This window comes from Pseudomonas sp. LBUM1641, from assembly GCF_059716235.1.
In genome coordinates this window covers 4,044,989-4,060,859 of the sequence record NZ_CP166815.1, presented here as the reverse complement: position 1 = coordinate 4,060,859, position 15,871 = coordinate 4,044,989, and the positions used below count along the sequence as shown (strand labels likewise).

Here is a 15,871-nt window from a genome sequence, read left to right as displayed (position 1 = left end):
GCAGGAGCCCCATGGAGCAATTTCGCAATATCGGCATTATCGGTCGCCTGGGCAGTACCCAGGTGCTGGACACCGTCCGCCGGCTGAAAAAGTTTCTGCTCGAGCGCCACCTGCATGTGATCCTCGAAGACACCATCGCTGAAATCCTCCCGGGCCACGGCCTGCAAACCTCGTCGCGCAAGATGCTCGGTGAAGTCTGCGACATGGTGATCGTGGTGGGCGGCGACGGCAGCCTGTTGGGCGCCGCCCGTGCGCTGGCGCGGCATAACGTGCCGGTGTTGGGGATCAACCGCGGGAGCCTGGGGTTCCTCACCGATATTCGCCCCGACGAGCTGGAAGTCGAAGTGGCCAAGGTGCTGGACGGCCATTACCTGGTGGAAAACCGCTTCCTGCTGCAAGCCGAAGTGCGCCGTCACGGCGAAGCCATCGGCCAGGGCGACGCCCTCAATGATGTGGTGCTGCACCCCGGCAAGTCGACGCGGATGATCGAGTTCGAGTTGTACATCGACGGCCAGTTCGTGTGCAGCCAGAAGGCCGACGGCCTGATCGTCGCCACGCCGACCGGGTCCACGGCCTACGCGCTGTCTGCCGGCGGGCCGATCATGCATCCCAAGCTGGATGCCATTGTGATTGTGCCGATGTACCCCCATATGTTGTCCAGCAGACCCATAGTGGTCGACGGCAACAGTGAGCTGAAAATCGTGGTGTCCAAAGACATGCAGATCTACCCGCAAGTCTCCTGCGACGGGCAGAACCATTTCACCTGCGCCCCCGGTGACACCATCACCGTGAGCAAAAAGGCGCAGAAGTTGCGGTTGATCCACCCGCTGGACCACAACTACTACGAAGTGTGCCGGACCAAGCTGGGCTGGGGCAGCCGCTTGGGGGGTGGAGGCGACTGATGCTCGATCCCGCGCGTAGCTACGACCTGATTGGTGACGTGCACGGTTGCGCTCATACCCTTGAGCACTTGCTCGACCAATTGGGTTACCACAAGCAGGGCGGTACCTGGCGGCATCCGTCGCGAATGGCTGTGTTCCTCGGCGATATCATCGACCGTGGCCCGCGCATTCGCGAGGCGCTACACATCGTTCACGACATGACCGAGGCCGGCCAGGCGCTGTGCATCATGGGCAACCATGAGTTCAACGCGCTGGGCTGGAGCACGCCGGCGCCCCCGGGCAGCGGCAAGCAGTTCGTGCGTGAGCACACGCCACGCCATGCGCGGTTGATCCAGGAGACGCTGACGCAGTTCGAGCAGCACCCGGCGGACTGGCACGACTTCCTCGGCTGGTTCTACGACATGCCGCTGTTTGTCGATGCCGGACGGTTCCGCGTGGTGCACGCCTGCTGGGACAACGGTTTTATCGAACCCCTGCGCGCGCATTTCCCGGACGGCTGCATCGACCAGCACTTCCTGCAAGCCGCCGCCGTGCCCGGCAGTTTCGCCAGCAACGCCTTCGACCGCCTGCTGCGCGGCACCGACATGCGCCTGCCGGACGGCCTGACCCTGACCGGCGGCGACGGGCTGACGCGCTCGTTCTTCCGCACCAAGTTCTGGGAAGACGATCCGAAAACCTACGGTGACATCGTGTTCCAGCCTGATGCGCTACCGGAACCGGTGGCCGCCACGCCACTGTCGTCCACTGAAAAGAATTCCCTGCTGCGCTACGGCGTCGACGAGCCGTTGCTGTTCGTCGGCCATTACTGGCGCAGCGGCAAACCGGCGCCGATCCGCCCGAACCTGGCCTGCCTGGACTACAGCGCAGTGCTGTACGGCAAGTTGGTGGCTTACCGACTGGATCAGGAAACCCGCCTGGACCCGCGTAAATTTGTTTGGGTCGATGTCGAGCGCCCTGAGGTTATTACATGAGTACCGTGGCTGTATTACGCCTGCCGCTGGCGGTGGATTTGAGTGGTTTCGTCAAGCTGCTGCAACGCATGCAAGTGCCCCATCGCGTCAGCGAAGAAGCTGGCGAGCAGGTGCTTTGGGTACCCGATTCCATCAGCGAAGACGTGAAGGTTTTGTACCAGCGCTTTCCGGCCGGTGACCCGGACCAGCAACTGGATATTCCGGCGCAGGCGGCGACGGCCAAGCGTCCGGGGTTTTTCCAGCAGTTGCGCCACAGCCCGGTGACCGGACTTATCCTGCTGCTGAGCATCATCGTCGGCGCCGTCACGCTGTTGGGTGAAAACCTGCAAGCCATGAGCTGGCTGACGTTCCTGCCGTTCAGTGTGTCGGGTGAGTACCTGCACTTCACGTCGCTGGCCGACAGCCTTGCATCGGGGCAGTGGTGGCGGTTGGTCACGCCGATGCTGATCCACTTCGGCATCCTGCACCTGGCCATGAACGGCATGTGGTACTGGGAGCTGGGGCGGCGCATCGAGCTGCGCCAGGGCAGTATCAACCTGCTGGGCCTGACCCTGTTGTTCAGCCTGGTGTCGAACTACGCTCAATACTCTTTTGGTGGTCCTGGCCTGTTTGGCGGGTTGTCCGGGGTGCTGTACGGCTTGCTCGGGCATTGCTGGATCTATCAGTTGTTGTCGCCGAACCCGGCGTATCGCCTGCCTCGCGGGGTGCTGGTGATGATGCTGGTGTGGCTGGTCCTGTGCCTCTCGGGCCTGGTTTCGATGATCGGTTTCGGCGAAATCGCCAACGCGGCCCACGTGGGTGGCCTAGTGATGGGTTGCCTGACCGGTTTGTTGGGTGGCTTGTACAGCCGCCGCAAAATGTCTCCTATTTAGTTAAGGAAGAGTCTTATGTCCTCTTTTGTCGAAATGATCGAAAACATCACCCCGGACATCTACGAGAGCCTCAAGCTCGCCGTGGAAATCGGCAAGTGGTCCGATGGCCGCAAGCTCACCGCCGAGCAGCGTGAATTGTCGTTGCAGGCGGTGATCGCCTGGGAACTGCAGAACCTGCCGGAAGACCAGCGCACCGGCTACATGGGCCCGCAGGAATGCGCCTCGAAGTCGGCGCCGGTGCCGAACATCCTGTTCAAGTCGGATGCCATCCATTGATTGAGATTGGCCGTGGTGCAGTCAGCAAGATGTCGGCGCAGTTGGGTGAGCCGACCGTTCAATACGCGTTTCGTCTGGGCGACATCGAGGTGCCGGTCAACCCGTTGATTGGCACCACCGTGCGCCTGGAATACCTCGGTGCGATCCATTGCACCCATTGCGGTCGCAAGACCAAGACCAGTTTCAGCCAGGGTTACTGCTACCCGTGCATGACCAAACTGGCCCAGTGCGACCTGTGCATCATGAGCCCCGAGCGTTGCCATTACGACGCAGGCACTTGCCGCGATCCGGCCTGGGGTGAAAAATTCTGCATGACCGATCACGTGGTTTACCTGGCGAATTCGTCGGGGATCAAGGTCGGCATTACCCGCGCCAGCCAGCTGCCTACCCGCTGGCTGGACCAGGGCGCAAGCCAGGCGCTGCCGATCATGCGTGTTGCCACGCGCCAGCAGTCGGGCTTCGTCGAAGATCTGTTCCGCAGCCAGGTGGCCGACAAGACCAACTGGCGCGCGCTGCTCAAGGGCGACGCCCAGACGGTAAATCTTGCGCAGGTGCGGGACGAACTGTTCGCCAGCTGTGCCGAGGGTTTGCTCGGTTTGCAGGCACGCTTTGGCTTGCAAGCCATCCAACCGGTGACCGACATCGAACCGATCGAAATCCGTTACCCGATCGAGCAGTATCCGACCAAGATTGTCAGCTTCAACCTGGACAAGAACCCGATTGCCGAAGGCACGCTGATGGGGATCAAGGGCCAATACCTGATCTTCGACACCGGCGTGATCAACATTCGTAAATACACGGCCTACCAGCTCGCCGTGCATCAGTAGAAGGACGACAGACATGCGCACCGAACAGCCGAAGATGATTTACCTGAAGGACTATCAGGCGCCGGACTACCTGATCGACGAGACGCACCTGACCTTCGAGTTGTTCGAGGACCATAGCCTGGTCCACGCGCAGCTGGTGATGCGCCGCAACCCCGAGCGTGGCGCCGGCCTGCCGCCGCTGGTGCTCGACGGACAGCAGTTGGAGCTGGTGTCGGTAAACCTGGCCGACCAGGAACTGACCGACGCCGACTACCAACTGAGCGACAGCCACCTGACCGTGCACCCCACCAGCACAACCTTCACCCTCGACACCACGGTGAAGATCCACCCGGAAACCAACACCGCCCTGGAAGGCCTGTACAAGTCCGGCGGCATGTTCTGCACCCAGTGCGAGGCCGAAGGTTTCCGCAAGATCACTTATTACCTCGACCGCCCGGACGTGATGAGCGTGTTCACCACCACGGTGATCGCCGAGCAACACAGCTACCCGGTGTTGCTGTCCAACGGCAACCCGATTGCTTCCGGCCCGGGCGAAGACGGCCGGCACTGGGCGACCTGGGAAGACCCGTTCAAGAAACCGGCTTACCTGTTCGCACTGGTGGCCGGTGATTTGTGGTGCGTCGAAGACACCTTCACCACCATGACCGAGCGCACCGTGGCGCTGCGTATCTATGTCGAGCCGGAAAACATCGACAAGTGCCAGCACGCCATGAACAGCCTGAAGAAGTCCATGCGCTGGGACGAGGAAGCCTATGGCCGTGAGTACGACCTCGATATCTTCATGATCGTCGCGGTCAACGACTTCAACATGGGCGCGATGGAGAACAAGGGCCTCAACATCTTCAACTCCAGCGCCGTGCTGGCCCGCGCCGAAACCGCCACCGACGCCGCGCACCAGCGTGTCGAGGCGATCGTCGCCCACGAATACTTCCACAACTGGTCGGGCAACCGCGTGACCTGCCGTGATTGGTTCCAGCTGTCGCTGAAGGAAGGTTTCACGGTGTTCCGTGATTCGCAGTTCTCTGCCGACATGAACTCGGCGACGGTCAAGCGTATCCAGGACGTGGCCTACCTGCGCACGCACCAGTTCGCCGAAGATGCTGGGCCGATGGCCCACGCGGTACGCCCGGACGGCTTTATCGAAATCTCCAACTTCTACACCCTGACCGTGTACGAAAAGGGCTCGGAAGTGGTCCGCATGATCCAGACCTTGCTTGGCGCCGAAGGCTTCCGCAAGGGCAGCGACCTGTACTTCGAACGCCACGACGGACAGGCTGTGACCTGCGACGACTTTATCAAGGCCATGGAAGACGCCAACGGCGCCGACCTGACCCAGTTCAAGCGCTGGTACAGCCAAGCCGGTACACCACGCCTGGCGGTGAGCGAGTCCTACGACGCGGCGGCTAAAACCTACAGCCTGACCTTCCGTCAAAGCTGTCCGGAAACCCCGGACAAAGTAGAGAAACTGCCGTTCGTGATTCCGGTTGAGCTGGGCCTGCTGGACAGCAAGGGCGCGGGTATCGCCTTACGCCTGGCCGGTGAAGCCGCGGCGGGCGCCACGTCACGGGTGATCTCGGTGACCGAAGCCGAGCAGACCTTTACCTTTGTCGACATTGCCGAACATCCGCTGCCGTCTCTGCTGCGTGGCTTCTCGGCGCCGGTGAAACTGAGCTTCCCGTACAACCGCGACCAGTTGATGTTCCTGATGCAGCACGACAGCGATGGTTTCAATCGCTGGGACGCCGGCCAGCAGCTGTCGGTGCAGGTGTTGCAGGAGCTGATCGGCCAGCATCAGCAGGGCAAGGCACTGGCATTGGACCAACGCCTGATCACGGCGCTGCGCACTGTGCTCAGCGACCAGAGCCTGGACCAGGCGATGGTCGCCGAGATGCTCTCGCTGCCGAGCGAAGCCTACCTGACTGAAATCAGCGAAGTGGCGGACGTCGACGCCATCCACGCGGCCCGCGAGTTCGCCCGCAAGCAATTGGCCGATAACCTGTTCGAAGGTTTGTGGCTGCGCTACCAGGCCAATCGCGACCTGTCGAAGAAAACCCCGTACGTGGCCGAGGCGGAACACTTTGCCCGTCGCGCCTTGCAGAACATCGCGCTGTCTTACCTGATGCTCAGCGGCAAGCCGGAAGTGTTGGCGGCAACCCTTGAGCAGTTCGACGCGTGCGACAACATGACCGAGCGCCTGACGGCGTTGGCGGTGTTGGTCAACTCGCCGTTCGAAGAAGAGAAGGCCAAGGCCCTCGCGGTGTTTGCCGAGAACTTCAAGGACAACCCGCTGGTCATGGACCAGTGGTTCAGCGTGCAGGCGGGCAGTGGTTTGCCGGGCGCGCTGGAGCGGGTCAAGACGCTGATGCAACACCCGGCGTTCAACATCAAGAACCCGAACAAGGTGCGGGCACTGGTGGGCGCGTTTGCCGGGCAGAACCTGATCAACTTCCACGCGGCGGATGGTTCGGGTTATCGGTTCCTGGCGGACCTGGTGATCCAGTTGAACGGCTTCAATCCGCAAATCGCTTCGCGGCAGTTGGCGCCGTTGACCCGCTGGCGCAAGTACGACAGCGCGCGGCAGGCGCTGATGAAAGGTGAACTGGAGCGGATTCGCGCTTCGGGCGAGCTCTCCAGCGATGTGTTTGAGGTGGTGAGCAAAAGCCTCGCTTAACTGAGGCTGAGTACTGCATCTGTGGCGAGGGAGCTTGCTCCCGCTGGAGTGCGCAGCGCTCCCAAGATTTTGGGGCCGCTACGCAGCCCAGCGGGAGCAAGCTCCCTCGCCACAACGGGCCTTAGATAACCGGCGGCCAGCGCAGGTCTTGTGCATCATCGTCGGTATAGCGGGGGAAGCGCTCCGCGATCATCTCGTGTGGCACACCCAGCGGAATCGCGCTGGCAGTGTCCAGGCGGGCGACTTGCTCAGCCGAGAGTTGCACCGTCAGCGCGCCCAGGGTGCCATCCAGTTGCTCGCGGGTACGTGGCCCCAGAATCGGAATCAGCGCGGTGGTGGATCGACGGGCTTTTTCCCGCAGCCACGCGATGGCAATGTGAGTCGGCGTGGCGTTCAGCTCGCCGGCAACCGCCAACAAGGTGTCGAGCACTGCCGTTTCCCGTGCGCTTTTTTCAGCGTGGACCAGAATCCCCAACTTGCTGGCGCGGGTATCGGCCTGGCTGTTGCGATACTTGCCGGTGAGAAAACCACCACCCAGCGGTGACCACAACGTGGCAGCCAGGCCCAGCGCTTCGGCCATGGGCAGCAGCTCACGGTCGGCGGTGCGTTCGGCCAGGCTGTATTCGGTCTGGATCGCTACCAGCGGCGCAAAGCCGCGCACTTCGGCGAGCAGGTCGGCGCGGGCAATGCGCCAGGCAGGAAAGTTGGACAAGCCCGCATAGTGGATCTTGCCGGCCCGCACCAGGTCATCAAAACCCCGCAGGATCTCTTCCATCGGCGTGACGTTGTCGCTGATATGCGCCCAGAATAGGTCGATGTGGTCGGTGTTCAGGCGTTTCAGGCTTTCTTCGACAGCGCGCACCATGTTCTTGCGGTTATTGCCGAGCTTGAGGGTGCCTTCGTCTTGAGGCTGGGTGCGCAAGGTGTACTTGCTGGCGATCACCAGGCGGTCCCGTTCCGACGCAATAAACTCGCCGAGCAGTACTTCCGATTGGCCGAACTGGTAGCCGTTGGCGGTATCAAGGAAGTTGCCGCCGGCCTCCAGGTAACCGTCGTAAATCCGCTTGGACTCTTCGCGCTCGGCGCCGTGGCCCCAGCCTGTGCCGAAGTTGGCGGTACCCAAGGCCAGCTCCGAAACCCGCAGGCCGCTGCGACGGCCAAAGACTTTATTGCGCATACGAGAACTCCTGACGCTGTGGTTGATTTAAATGTTTTGCAACATCTATTAAATATGATGCGAGTCATATATTTCGTCAAGAGGGTTTTTTTGCCGTTGAAGGGAAGGGCGCCCGCTCCTGACACTTTCTGACAGAGGCCTCTGCTAAGCTTCGCCACCTTTCCTTTTCCGAGTGTAATCAAACGTGTCGCGTACCACTCGTCTGCTGACCTTGTTGCAAGTCCTGCGGGGCAAAAAACGCCCGGTGACGGCCGCTGTGCTGGCGGCGGAACTGGAGATATCCGAACGCACGCTGTACCGCGACATCGCCGAATTGACCGCCTTGGGCGCACCGATCTTCGGCGAGGCGGGCGTGGGTTACGTGCTGCGTGCGGGTCTGTTCCTGCCGCCGCTGATGCTCAATGCGGACGAGACCGAGGCCATCGTGCTTGGCTTGCGGTATGTCGATCAGCGTGGCGATGACGTGCTGAGCCAGGCGGCGGCGAATGCCCTGGCGAAGATTGCTGACGTGCTCGATCCGGCCGCCCAGGAAGCCTTGCGCAATCCGACCTTGTTGCCCGGCCCGCCAGGATTTGGCTACCCGGAAAACCGCGTGCCGCTGAATGTGTTTCGCGAGGCGATTCGCGGCCAGGCCAAACTGCACATCGATTATGCCGATGCCAGCCAGACCGCCAGCCAGCGCCTGATCTGGCCCCTGGCCCTGGGCTTTCTCAACGAAGTGCGGGTGATCGTTGCGTGGTGCGAGTTGCGCGGGGCTTATCGCACCTTCCGCACCGACCGGGTAGCGGCTGCCAGCCTTCACGGCGAGCGTTATCCGGGACGTCGCAGCGACTGGTTGCGGGCCTGGCGCAAGCTGATGGAACAGAACGAATCCGGGCCATTCACTCCTGACAAGAACTGACACAGCACTGCTTTAGCATGGTTCCATAAATCACCAACAAGGAGCTGTCTCATGTCTCAACTCACCCCCGAACTGGCCCCGGCGATCGCGACCTACATTGCCGCCGCGAATACCGGCGACACGTCTTTGGTGGCCGACTGTTTCGCCGCAGATGCCAACGTGTTCGATGAAGGCGAGCACCAGGTCGGTACCGCCGCCATCGCCCGCTGGATGGAAGACACCGGGCGCCGCTACCAGCCCAAGGTCCAGGTGCTGAATGTGCAGCACCGCACCGGCAAGGTGCTGGTCAGCAACCTGATCACCGGCAGCTTTCCCGGCAGCCCGCTGGAGCTGCGTTATACCTTCCGCCTCAATGAGCAGGGCAAGATTTCCCGATTGGATATTTCCCTGTAGCCGTCATGGCATAATGCCGGGCATGACTTTCGACTCGCCACTCGCCGCCTACCAGCACGCCATCACCGAACAGGGGTTCGTCCCCGACGACGCCCAGCGTGAGGCGGTGCAAGCCCTGCAAGATTGCCATCAAGCCCTGCACCACGGGCATGCGCCCATCACCGGGGTGTACCTGTGGGGCCCGGTCGGGCGGGGCAAGACCTGGCTGATGGACCAGTTCTACCAAAGCTTGCGAGTGCCTGCCCGGCGCCAGCATTTCCATCACTTCATGGGCTGGGTGCACCAGCGCTCGTTCCAACTGACGGGCACCCACGACCCCTTGCAGGCCTTGGCCCGTGAACTGAGCCGGGAAGTGCGGGTGCTGTGTTTTGATGAGCTGTTCGTCAATGACATTGGTGACGCGATCATTCTCGGCCGGCTGTTCCAGGTGATGTTCGAAGAAGGTGTGGTGATGGTCTGCACCTCCAATCAACCGCCAGATCAACTGTATGCCGATGGTTTTAACCGTGATCGCTTCCTGCCGGGGATCGAGGCCATCAAGCAGCATATGCGAGTGGTTGCGGTGGATGGCGGGGAAGATCATCGCCTGCATCCGGGCACCACGCTGCAGCGTTACTGGGTCGATCAGCCCGAAGCGCTGGCCGAGGTATTTCGCCAGTTGAGCGAAGGGCAGGCGGTGAGCAGTGGACCGGTCGCGGTCGGATACCGCTCCATCGTGGCCGTGCAGTCCAGTGAAACAGTACTGTGGTGCCGCTATGCCGATCTGTGCGAACAGCCGCTGGCCGCCATGGATTTCATGCTGTTGTGTGATCGGTTCAAGGCCATTTTGTTGGGTGAGGTCCCCAACCTCAGCGCGCAAAAGCGTCCTGGACGAATCGCACGCGGTACGGAAGACGCCGCCCAGCGAGTGGAAGCGGGTGATCGCGAGTTGCCGGAACTGTCCGTGCATGACGACAGCGTCCGGCGGTTCATTGCCTTGGTAGACGAGTGCTACGACCGCAAGGTGCCGCTGTACATCGAGGCCAGGGTTCCATTGGAAAGCCTCTACACCGAGGGTTACCTGGAGTTCCCATTCCGCCGCACCCTGAGCCGTTTGCAGGAGATGCAGTTGGCGCGATTCGGCGATCCAGGCGTAATTTCACGCGGGCAAATGTAGTTAATCTCCTTCATCTAATGCCCACTCCACGCTTACAATCGAGCCCTTTTACGGGGAGCGAGTCCCTGTTGCACCGTTAATGAGGAAGGAAATGGACACCCCAGACATCCTGGTGCTGCAAGCCAGCTACACCAATCCGGTACACGCCGAGGCCATTGGCCTGGTGCTCAATCATTATGCAGAAGACCCCATGGGCGGTGGCCAAAGCCTGCCGGCCGACCGTTTGCAGCAATTGCCAGCGGAGCTGGCCAAGCGTGCTCATGCGTTCAGTGTGCTGGCATTTGTCGGCGGTACGCCGGCGGGTCTGGCGAATTGCTTTGAAGGGTTTTCCACCTTTGCCTGCCGCCCGCTGGTCAATGTCCACGACGTGGTGGTGATGGATAAATTCCGCGGCCTGGGCTTGAGCCAGAAGATGTTGCAAAAGGTCGAGGAAATCGCTCGCCAGCGCGGCTGCTGCAAGATCACCCTCGAGGTGCTTGAAGGCAATGGCGTCGCACAGTCGGCGTATCGCAAGTTTGGTTTCGAAGATGCAGTATTTGATCCGGAGCATGGCCGGATGTTGTTTTGGAGTAAGCCGCTTTAATTAATGTTTATTTAATTAACACAAAAAAGGCGCCAGCAAGTGGCGCCAAATAAACCTTAGCTATCAGAGCGGAATAGCGCAGGGTATCGCGGGTAAATCAGGTGTTAGGTGTAGTGGTAGTTTGATCGGCAGTGGCGGGCTTTGCAGTCTTGCCGTCAGCCATTGCTGTTTGCTGGGCAGCGCCGTGAGTTTGTTCCTGAACGAAGGTGAAGTTGTTGTAGAACTCCTTCGAACGCTCTGAACCGCCTTCTGCGAAGGCTGCTACGGAAGTCATGGTCATCAGGCCAGCAAGGATAACAGTCGAAATTTTCATGGCAGTGTCTCATTAAGTGTGTTGGGTTCCGCGCGGTGTGTCAGCGGCGGGATGAGGAGACTATGGGCCAATGATATTAAGTAAGGGTTAACCTAGCGCTGACCGAAAGTTAACGATTTCGTTAACTTCCAATCTTTCGCAGCGACGAGCTCAGAGCTTCCAATCCATTGCAAGGCTGATGGAGCGCGGGTCTCCCCAATACACGCCGTTATAGAAGCCGACCTGTTCGTAATATTTTTTATCAAATAGGTTGTTGATGTTAAGTGATGCCGATAAGTGGTCATCGAACTCATAGCGGGACATGAGGTTGACCACGGTGTAGGCCTGCTGAGTGATCCGGGTGCTTTGGGTGATCAGCTTGCCGTTGGCGTCCCGACCAGCCGGGCGATTGGCAAAGTCATAGAAGTCACTCTGCCAATTCACCGCGCCGCCCACTGTCAGCGCATGCCATTCGCCGGGCAGGCGATAGGCCGTGGACACCCGCAGCAGGTTCAGCGGCAGATTGGTGTTATTGCGCTGCTTGTCGCCGCTCAGGGAGTGGGTGTAGGTGTAGCCTGCGGTCAGGTTCCAGTCGGGGCGCACCTCTCCGGAAACCTCTACCTCGAAGCCCTGCACTTTGTTGCCTTTGCCGCCGGACGTGTAGAACTGCTCGCCGGTCTCTGGATCCGGTGGGGTCGAACTGTCCAGTTCCGCGACGTTGTCCTGCTTGCTCCAGAAATACGCGGCCGCCAGGTTCAGGCGCTCTTCCAGCAGGCTGCCCTTGATGCCCACTTCATAGTTGCTGCCCACCACCGGCTCCAGGTATTGCTTGCCGGCGTCACGCCGCTCTTGCGGGTTGAAAATATCGGTGTAGCTGGCGTAGACGGTGTACTCCGGGGTCAAGTCGTAGAGCAGGCCGGCGTAGGGCGTCAACATGTCGTTGTGGGTCTGGCTGGATTTTGAGGTGCCGAGGAACTGGTCGGTGTCTTTATCGTAGTCGTATGTGGTGCTCTCGATCTCCCAACTGCCATAACGACTGCCCACTATGGCATGCAGGCGCTCGGTCAGGTTCAGGCGGGTGGCCAGGTAGCCGGCCTTTTGGCGGGTGCTGCCTTGCGAGCCCTTGAGGCCGGTATTGGAGTCGGGGAACTTGCCGATCCCGCCCATGTGTTTCCAGTCGTCGATACTGGTGTAATTCTTCGGCACCGGACCGTCGCGCAGGTGTGGCGAAGCGTCGCGCTGCTCGGATTCGCCATACCCCACCATCAATTCATGCTCACGCCCCAACAGGGAATAGGAGCCGGACAGGTTCAAGTCGACCACGTCCATTTTTGAAGTGCCGATCATATGGCTGGTCCAGGCCGTCATGCCGCTGCGGTCGGCATTGGGAAAGCCTGAACCGCCGTAGTAGACCTTGCCGTCCGTGTCGCTTTCGCGGTGGGTGTAGGCAGCCTTCAAATGCCAGTCACCGGCCAGACGGTGGTCGAGGGTGGCGAAGGTGGTTTCGTCTTTCAGCGGCCAGGAACTCCACTTGGCCGCGATGTTGGCGGAGCGGGGCAGCTTGGCTTTACTGCCGTCACTGTTCCAGTAGGGCAAGGTGCCCCACGCGGTACCCTGCACGTGCTTGTTCTGGTAATCGAAGCCCACCGCCAGCACCGTGTCGTCGGTCAGGTCGCCTTCGAGGATGCCGTAGCCGACTTCCCGTTGCAGCGCGTAGTTGTCGCGATAGGACTGGGTGTCACGGTAGGCGAGCACCGTACGGCCCCGCAGGCGCCCATCAAACGCCAAGGGGCCGCCAACATCCAGGTAGCTGTAGTAATTGTCATCGGAGCCGCCACTGATGCCCGTCTTTGCCTGCCACTGTGCGGTCGGGCGTTTGCGCACCATGTTGACGGTTGCCGAAGGGTCGCCTGCACCGGTGGTCAAGCCGGTGGCGCCGCGTACCACTTCGATCCGGTCGTAAATAATGGTGTCGGCATCCGACTTCATGCGCCCGAAGGTGTTGAGCATGCCGTCAATCTGGAAGTTGCTGATGCCGTAGCCGCGTGAGGAGTAGCCAACCCGGTCGGAGTCCAGGTGTTGCACCACCACGCCGGTGGTTTGGCGCATGACTTCGGTGAGGGTATTGAGGTTGAAATCGTCCATCTGCTGGCGGGTGATCACCGAGACTGACTGCGGCGTTTCCTTGATGGACAGGTTCAACTTGGTGGCGGTGCTCATCGAGCCTGTGGTGTAGGCACCAGTGTGTTCGGTGTTGGCGCCCAGGCCCTCGGCGGTGATGCTGGTGCTGCCCAGTTCAAGGGCATTGGCCGGTGTGTGCGATTCCTTTTCAGGATCGTTTTCAGCCAGCAGCTCCGGGCTCAGAACCACGCTGAAAAGGCCCAGGGTCAAGGTCATGGAACGGGTAAAAGGCGCAAACATCGCGGCGAACTCCTTGTCGTCTATGAAAAATGCCATTGGCTCAAAGACGAAAGGAGGCGGGGAACTTTAGCGCTAAACGAGAATAATTATTATCTTGGTGTTGCTGCCAAGTCGGGTTTCACCGCATTGCGCAGGTGAAACCCGGGTTATGGGACCTACTTGATGACCACCTCAGTCGAGTCGGTTTTCTTCGGCTTGATCAGGCTGAAGTCAATCAAGGGCTTTTGCTGGCGTTCGTAAGGATTGCCAATCAGCAGCGGCCGCGGCTTGAAGCTGTCACTGACCAGGCTCTTGCTGTGGTCCAGTTCATCAAAACTCAACCCTGCCATGTCGGCCCAGGTATGGATCAACTGCGAGCTGCTGTAGGGCCGCTGCAAGTCACCGCCAAAGCTCCAGTCGTGGCTTTCACGCCACTTGGGCGACGCGTAGGCCATGAACGGAATGGTGTACATCGGCGCCGTTGGCTTGCCTTCATTACGGCCCAGGGTGCTGTGGCCGGCCGAATCGAATACGTCTTCACCGTGGTCGGAGAGGTACAGCAGGAAGCCGTTCGGGTCAGTCTTGGCGTAGTCCTTGATCAGGCTCGATACCACGAAATCGTTGTACAGCACCGCGTTGTCGTAGCTGTTGTAGGTCGGCAACTGTGCGTCGCTGACCCCGGCAGGCACACCCTGGCGATCGGTGAACTTGTCGAAGGTCGGCGGGTAGCGATACTGGTAGCTCATGTGGGTACCCAGCAGGTGCACCACGATGAATTTGCGCTCGGCGGTGTCGGACATCGCCTTGGCAAACGGCTCCAGCACGTCGCCGTCGTACTGGCGCGCATTCTGGTTGCGGTTGTTGTTCAGGTACACCTGCTCGTCGGCCTGTTCGGAAAAGGTCGTGAGCATGGTGTTGCGCTTGGTCATGGTCTGCTGGTTGGTGATCCAGAAGGTCTTGTAGCCGGCCTGCTTCATTACGCTGACGATGGATGGCGTCTTGAGGTACAGGTCCGGGTTTTCTTCGTCAGCGAAGGTCAGCACCTGTTGCAGCGCTTCGATGGTGTAGGGGCGCGGGGTGATGACGTTGTCGAACACCGCCAGTTGGTCCCGCAGCTTGTCCAGTTCCGGCGTGGTGTTGCGCGGGTAGCCATACAGGCTCATGCGCTGGCGGTTGGTGGACTCGCCGATCACCAGCACCAGGGTCGACGGCTGGCCGGCCATGCTGTCCTTGAGGTTGGTCAGGGGCGGGATCTTGCTGGCGCTGGTCAGCATGCCTTGCATGTTGTCCAGTTGTTCGGTGTAGCGGCGGTAGGCGACGATCATCTGCCACGGCACGGCCGGCTCGATGCGGGTTTCAAAGCGGTCGATGGCCAGTTCCATGGTCTCGCTCTTGGCGATCTGCTTGACCAGCGGGTAACCGACGATGGCAATCACGATTGCGGCAGCCGCCAGCATGGCCTGGCCACGTGGCAGGTAAACCGGGCGTACGCGAGTCCACAGGAATACGGCCATGGCCGTGTGGGCAATGAACGCCAGCACGATCCACCAGGCAAAGTATTGGGTGGCGTACTCGCCGGCTTCAGAGATGTTCGACTCGAACATGATGAAGATGACGCTTTGGGAGAATTCCTGCTGGTAGATGAAAAAATATCCCAGGCTGGCCATGGAACAGGCCCACAGCACCACACCAATCAACCCTGCCACCAGGCGCGCGCGACGCGGGAACAGCAGCATCGGCGCCAACCACAGGGCGCTCATGAAAAATGCCTGGCGGAAACCGCTGAAGCCGGAGGTGCCGGTCAGCTGGATCAGCAGTTGGGTGATACCCGAGAAATACCAGAAGAACAGGAACATCCAGCCGAGGCCGGCCCAATCAAAACCTTTCGCAGACGTAGTGCTGCGTTTGAACATCGCCATCCAGCGCTCCAACCCGATAATTTTTCAGTGTCGACGCGCACGGACGCGCGCAACAGAGGGCCTGCGCACGTGGCGCGGCCCTATTCGGCGGGAGTATCGGGATGAGGATGTGAAAACTTCGTGAGTTATTCCTGAACGGTTCGTTCAGCTCACGTTCAGCAAAGTGCGGGCTGGGTGCCGGATGGTTGATTGAGCTGACCCTGCAAGTGCGAACGCAGGCGCATGACTTCCTGTTGCAGTTGGTCGCGTTCGTCTTTCAACTGGCGCAATTCATCACGGCGAATGGTGACGTAGAGGGTCTGTGGCGGACGGGTCATGTGTGCAGTGCTCATTGCTTACCTCGCAAATAGCCGGTGTATCGCGGTGCCAGAGCGCTTGATTCGAGGCTCTCGGCAACAGTCGGCGCAATTCTGAATTCTTTTTTAAGCGAAGGGAACTTTTTTATTTTTGATGGTCGTTGTGACTTTTTTCCCACTGAAGGCTAAAGGATGGCCACTTTTTGTCATGAAACTATGCCAATCCGCTCTGGAC

At 60.3% G+C, this 15,871-nt stretch carries 15 protein-coding genes; 10 read left to right on the top strand and 5 right to left on the bottom strand.

From position 1 onward, the window contains the following. Nucleotides 1–11 precede the first annotated feature (11 nt). Genes ACA046_RS18640 through pepN form a run of 6 tightly spaced genes read left to right on the top strand, consistent with a single transcriptional unit; the run spans nucleotide 12 to nucleotide 6,519 of the window. The gene (locus ACA046_RS18640) at nucleotides 12–902 is read left to right on the top strand and encodes an NAD(+) kinase (protein WP_003217892.1); all 891 of its coding nucleotides are present in this window, start codon (nucleotides 12–14) and stop codon (nucleotides 900–902) included. Then, on the top strand, nucleotides 899–1,873 hold the full coding sequence (locus tag ACA046_RS18635) for a metallophosphoesterase (RefSeq protein ID WP_459029323.1): 975 nt from the start codon (nucleotides 899–901) through the stop codon (nucleotides 1,871–1,873). The genes ACA046_RS18640 and ACA046_RS18635 overlap by 4 nt, the downstream gene beginning before the upstream one ends. Then, complete coding sequence (locus ACA046_RS18630; RefSeq protein WP_318303141.1) at nucleotides 1,870–2,745, top strand: rhomboid family intramembrane serine protease; 876 nt, start codon at nucleotides 1,870–1,872, stop codon at nucleotides 2,743–2,745. Before ACA046_RS18635 ends, ACA046_RS18630 begins: the two co-directional genes overlap by 4 nt. A 15-nt stretch (nucleotides 2,746–2,760) precedes the next feature. Then, nucleotides 2,761–3,021 (top strand): YeaC family protein, encoded by a 261-nt coding sequence (locus ACA046_RS18625; protein WP_003217900.1) that lies wholly within the window; start codon nucleotides 2,761–2,763, stop codon nucleotides 3,019–3,021. Beyond that, complete coding sequence (locus ACA046_RS18620; RefSeq protein WP_497677112.1) at nucleotides 3,018–3,848, top strand: DUF2797 domain-containing protein; 831 nt, start codon at nucleotides 3,018–3,020, stop codon at nucleotides 3,846–3,848. Before ACA046_RS18625 ends, ACA046_RS18620 begins: the two co-directional genes overlap by 4 nt. A 13-nt stretch (nucleotides 3,849–3,861) precedes the next feature. Continuing rightward, nucleotides 3,862–6,519: an aminopeptidase N gene (gene pepN / locus ACA046_RS18615; RefSeq protein ID WP_497674654.1), complete on the top strand. Its 2,658-nt coding sequence runs from the start codon at nucleotides 3,862–3,864 to the stop codon at nucleotides 6,517–6,519. A 121-nt stretch (nucleotides 6,520–6,640) separates the two neighbouring features. Here pepN and ACA046_RS18610 read toward each other — a convergent pair whose 3' ends face one another. Further along, the gene (locus tag ACA046_RS18610; RefSeq protein WP_497674653.1) at nucleotides 6,641–7,696 is read right to left on the bottom strand and encodes an aldo/keto reductase; all 1,056 of its coding nucleotides are present in this window, start codon (nucleotides 7,694–7,696) and stop codon (nucleotides 6,641–6,643) included. A gap of 184 nt (nucleotides 7,697–7,880) precedes the next feature. Between ACA046_RS18610 and ACA046_RS18605 the strand changes: the two genes are divergently transcribed. The 4 genes from ACA046_RS18605 to ACA046_RS18590 all read left to right on the top strand — a co-directional run bounded on the left by ACA046_RS18605 (nucleotide 7,881) and on the right by ACA046_RS18590 (nucleotide 10,729). Then, complete coding sequence (locus ACA046_RS18605) at nucleotides 7,881–8,597, top strand: helix-turn-helix transcriptional regulator (protein ID WP_076014851.1); 717 nt, start codon at nucleotides 7,881–7,883, stop codon at nucleotides 8,595–8,597. Nucleotides 8,598–8,648: 51 nt separating this feature from the next. Further along, on the top strand, nucleotides 8,649–8,990 hold the full coding sequence (locus ACA046_RS18600) for a nuclear transport factor 2 family protein (RefSeq protein WP_076014850.1): 342 nt from the start codon (nucleotides 8,649–8,651) through the stop codon (nucleotides 8,988–8,990). Nucleotides 8,991–9,012: 22 nt separating this feature from the next. Continuing rightward, a complete protein-coding gene (gene zapE / locus ACA046_RS18595; protein WP_459021447.1) occupies nucleotides 9,013–10,146 on the top strand; it encodes a cell division protein ZapE in 1,134 nt (377 codons plus the stop codon). A 91-nt stretch (nucleotides 10,147–10,237) separates the two neighbouring features. Next, nucleotides 10,238–10,729 (top strand): GNAT family N-acetyltransferase, encoded by a 492-nt coding sequence (locus ACA046_RS18590; protein ID WP_497674652.1) that lies wholly within the window; start codon nucleotides 10,238–10,240, stop codon nucleotides 10,727–10,729. Nucleotides 10,730–10,826: 97 nt separating this feature from the next. On the opposite strand, the gene ACA046_RS18585 is transcribed toward ACA046_RS18590, so the two are convergent. The 4 genes from ACA046_RS18585 to ACA046_RS18570 form a co-directional block, all read right to left on the bottom strand. After that, the gene (locus ACA046_RS18585) at nucleotides 10,827–11,042 is read right to left on the bottom strand and encodes a hypothetical protein (protein WP_076014847.1); all 216 of its coding nucleotides are present in this window, start codon (nucleotides 11,040–11,042) and stop codon (nucleotides 10,827–10,829) included. A gap of 150 nt (nucleotides 11,043–11,192) precedes the next feature. Then, nucleotides 11,193–13,442 (bottom strand): TonB-dependent siderophore receptor, encoded by a 2,250-nt coding sequence (locus tag ACA046_RS18580; protein ID WP_497674651.1) that lies wholly within the window; start codon nucleotides 13,440–13,442, stop codon nucleotides 11,193–11,195. A gap of 155 nt (nucleotides 13,443–13,597) precedes the next feature. After that, the gene (locus ACA046_RS18575) at nucleotides 13,598–15,340 is read right to left on the bottom strand and encodes a phosphoethanolamine transferase CptA (RefSeq protein ID WP_459021442.1); all 1,743 of its coding nucleotides are present in this window, start codon (nucleotides 15,338–15,340) and stop codon (nucleotides 13,598–13,600) included. Between the two features lie 155 nt (nucleotides 15,341–15,495). After that, nucleotides 15,496–15,672 carry a DUF6026 family protein gene (locus ACA046_RS18570; RefSeq protein ID WP_177046542.1) on the bottom strand — a complete coding sequence of 59 codons (177 nt, stop codon included), beginning with the start codon at nucleotides 15,670–15,672 and terminating at the stop codon, nucleotides 15,496–15,498. Nucleotides 15,673–15,871 lie beyond the last annotated feature (199 nt).

Coding starts and splice junctions, on each gene's coding strand:
- ACA046_RS18640 (WP_003217892.1), top strand. CDS start 12: ATGGAGCAATTTCGCAATATCGGCATTATCGGTCGCCTGGGCAGTACC.
- ACA046_RS18630 (WP_318303141.1), top strand. CDS start 1,870: ATGAGTACCGTGGCTGTATTACGCCTGCCGCTGGCGGTGGATTTGAGT.
- ACA046_RS18625 (WP_003217900.1), top strand. CDS start 2,761: ATGTCCTCTTTTGTCGAAATGATCGAAAACATCACCCCGGACATCTAC.
- pepN (WP_497674654.1), top strand. CDS start 3,862: ATGCGCACCGAACAGCCGAAGATGATTTACCTGAAGGACTATCAGGCG.
- ACA046_RS18610 (WP_497674653.1), bottom strand. CDS start 7,696: ATGCGCAATAAAGTCTTTGGCCGTCGCAGCGGCCTGCGGGTTTCGGAG.
- ACA046_RS18600 (WP_076014850.1), top strand. CDS start 8,649: ATGTCTCAACTCACCCCCGAACTGGCCCCGGCGATCGCGACCTACATT.
- zapE (WP_459021447.1), top strand. CDS start 9,013: ATGACTTTCGACTCGCCACTCGCCGCCTACCAGCACGCCATCACCGAA.
- ACA046_RS18590 (WP_497674652.1), top strand. CDS start 10,238: ATGGACACCCCAGACATCCTGGTGCTGCAAGCCAGCTACACCAATCCG.
- ACA046_RS18585 (WP_076014847.1), bottom strand. CDS start 11,042: ATGAAAATTTCGACTGTTATCCTTGCTGGCCTGATGACCATGACTTCC.
- ACA046_RS18580 (WP_497674651.1), bottom strand. CDS start 13,442: ATGTTTGCGCCTTTTACCCGTTCCATGACCTTGACCCTGGGCCTTTTC.
- ACA046_RS18575 (WP_459021442.1), bottom strand. CDS start 15,340: ATGGCGATGTTCAAACGCAGCACTACGTCTGCGAAAGGTTTTGATTGG.
- ACA046_RS18570 (WP_177046542.1), bottom strand. CDS start 15,672: ATGAGCACTGCACACATGACCCGTCCGCCACAGACCCTCTACGTCACC.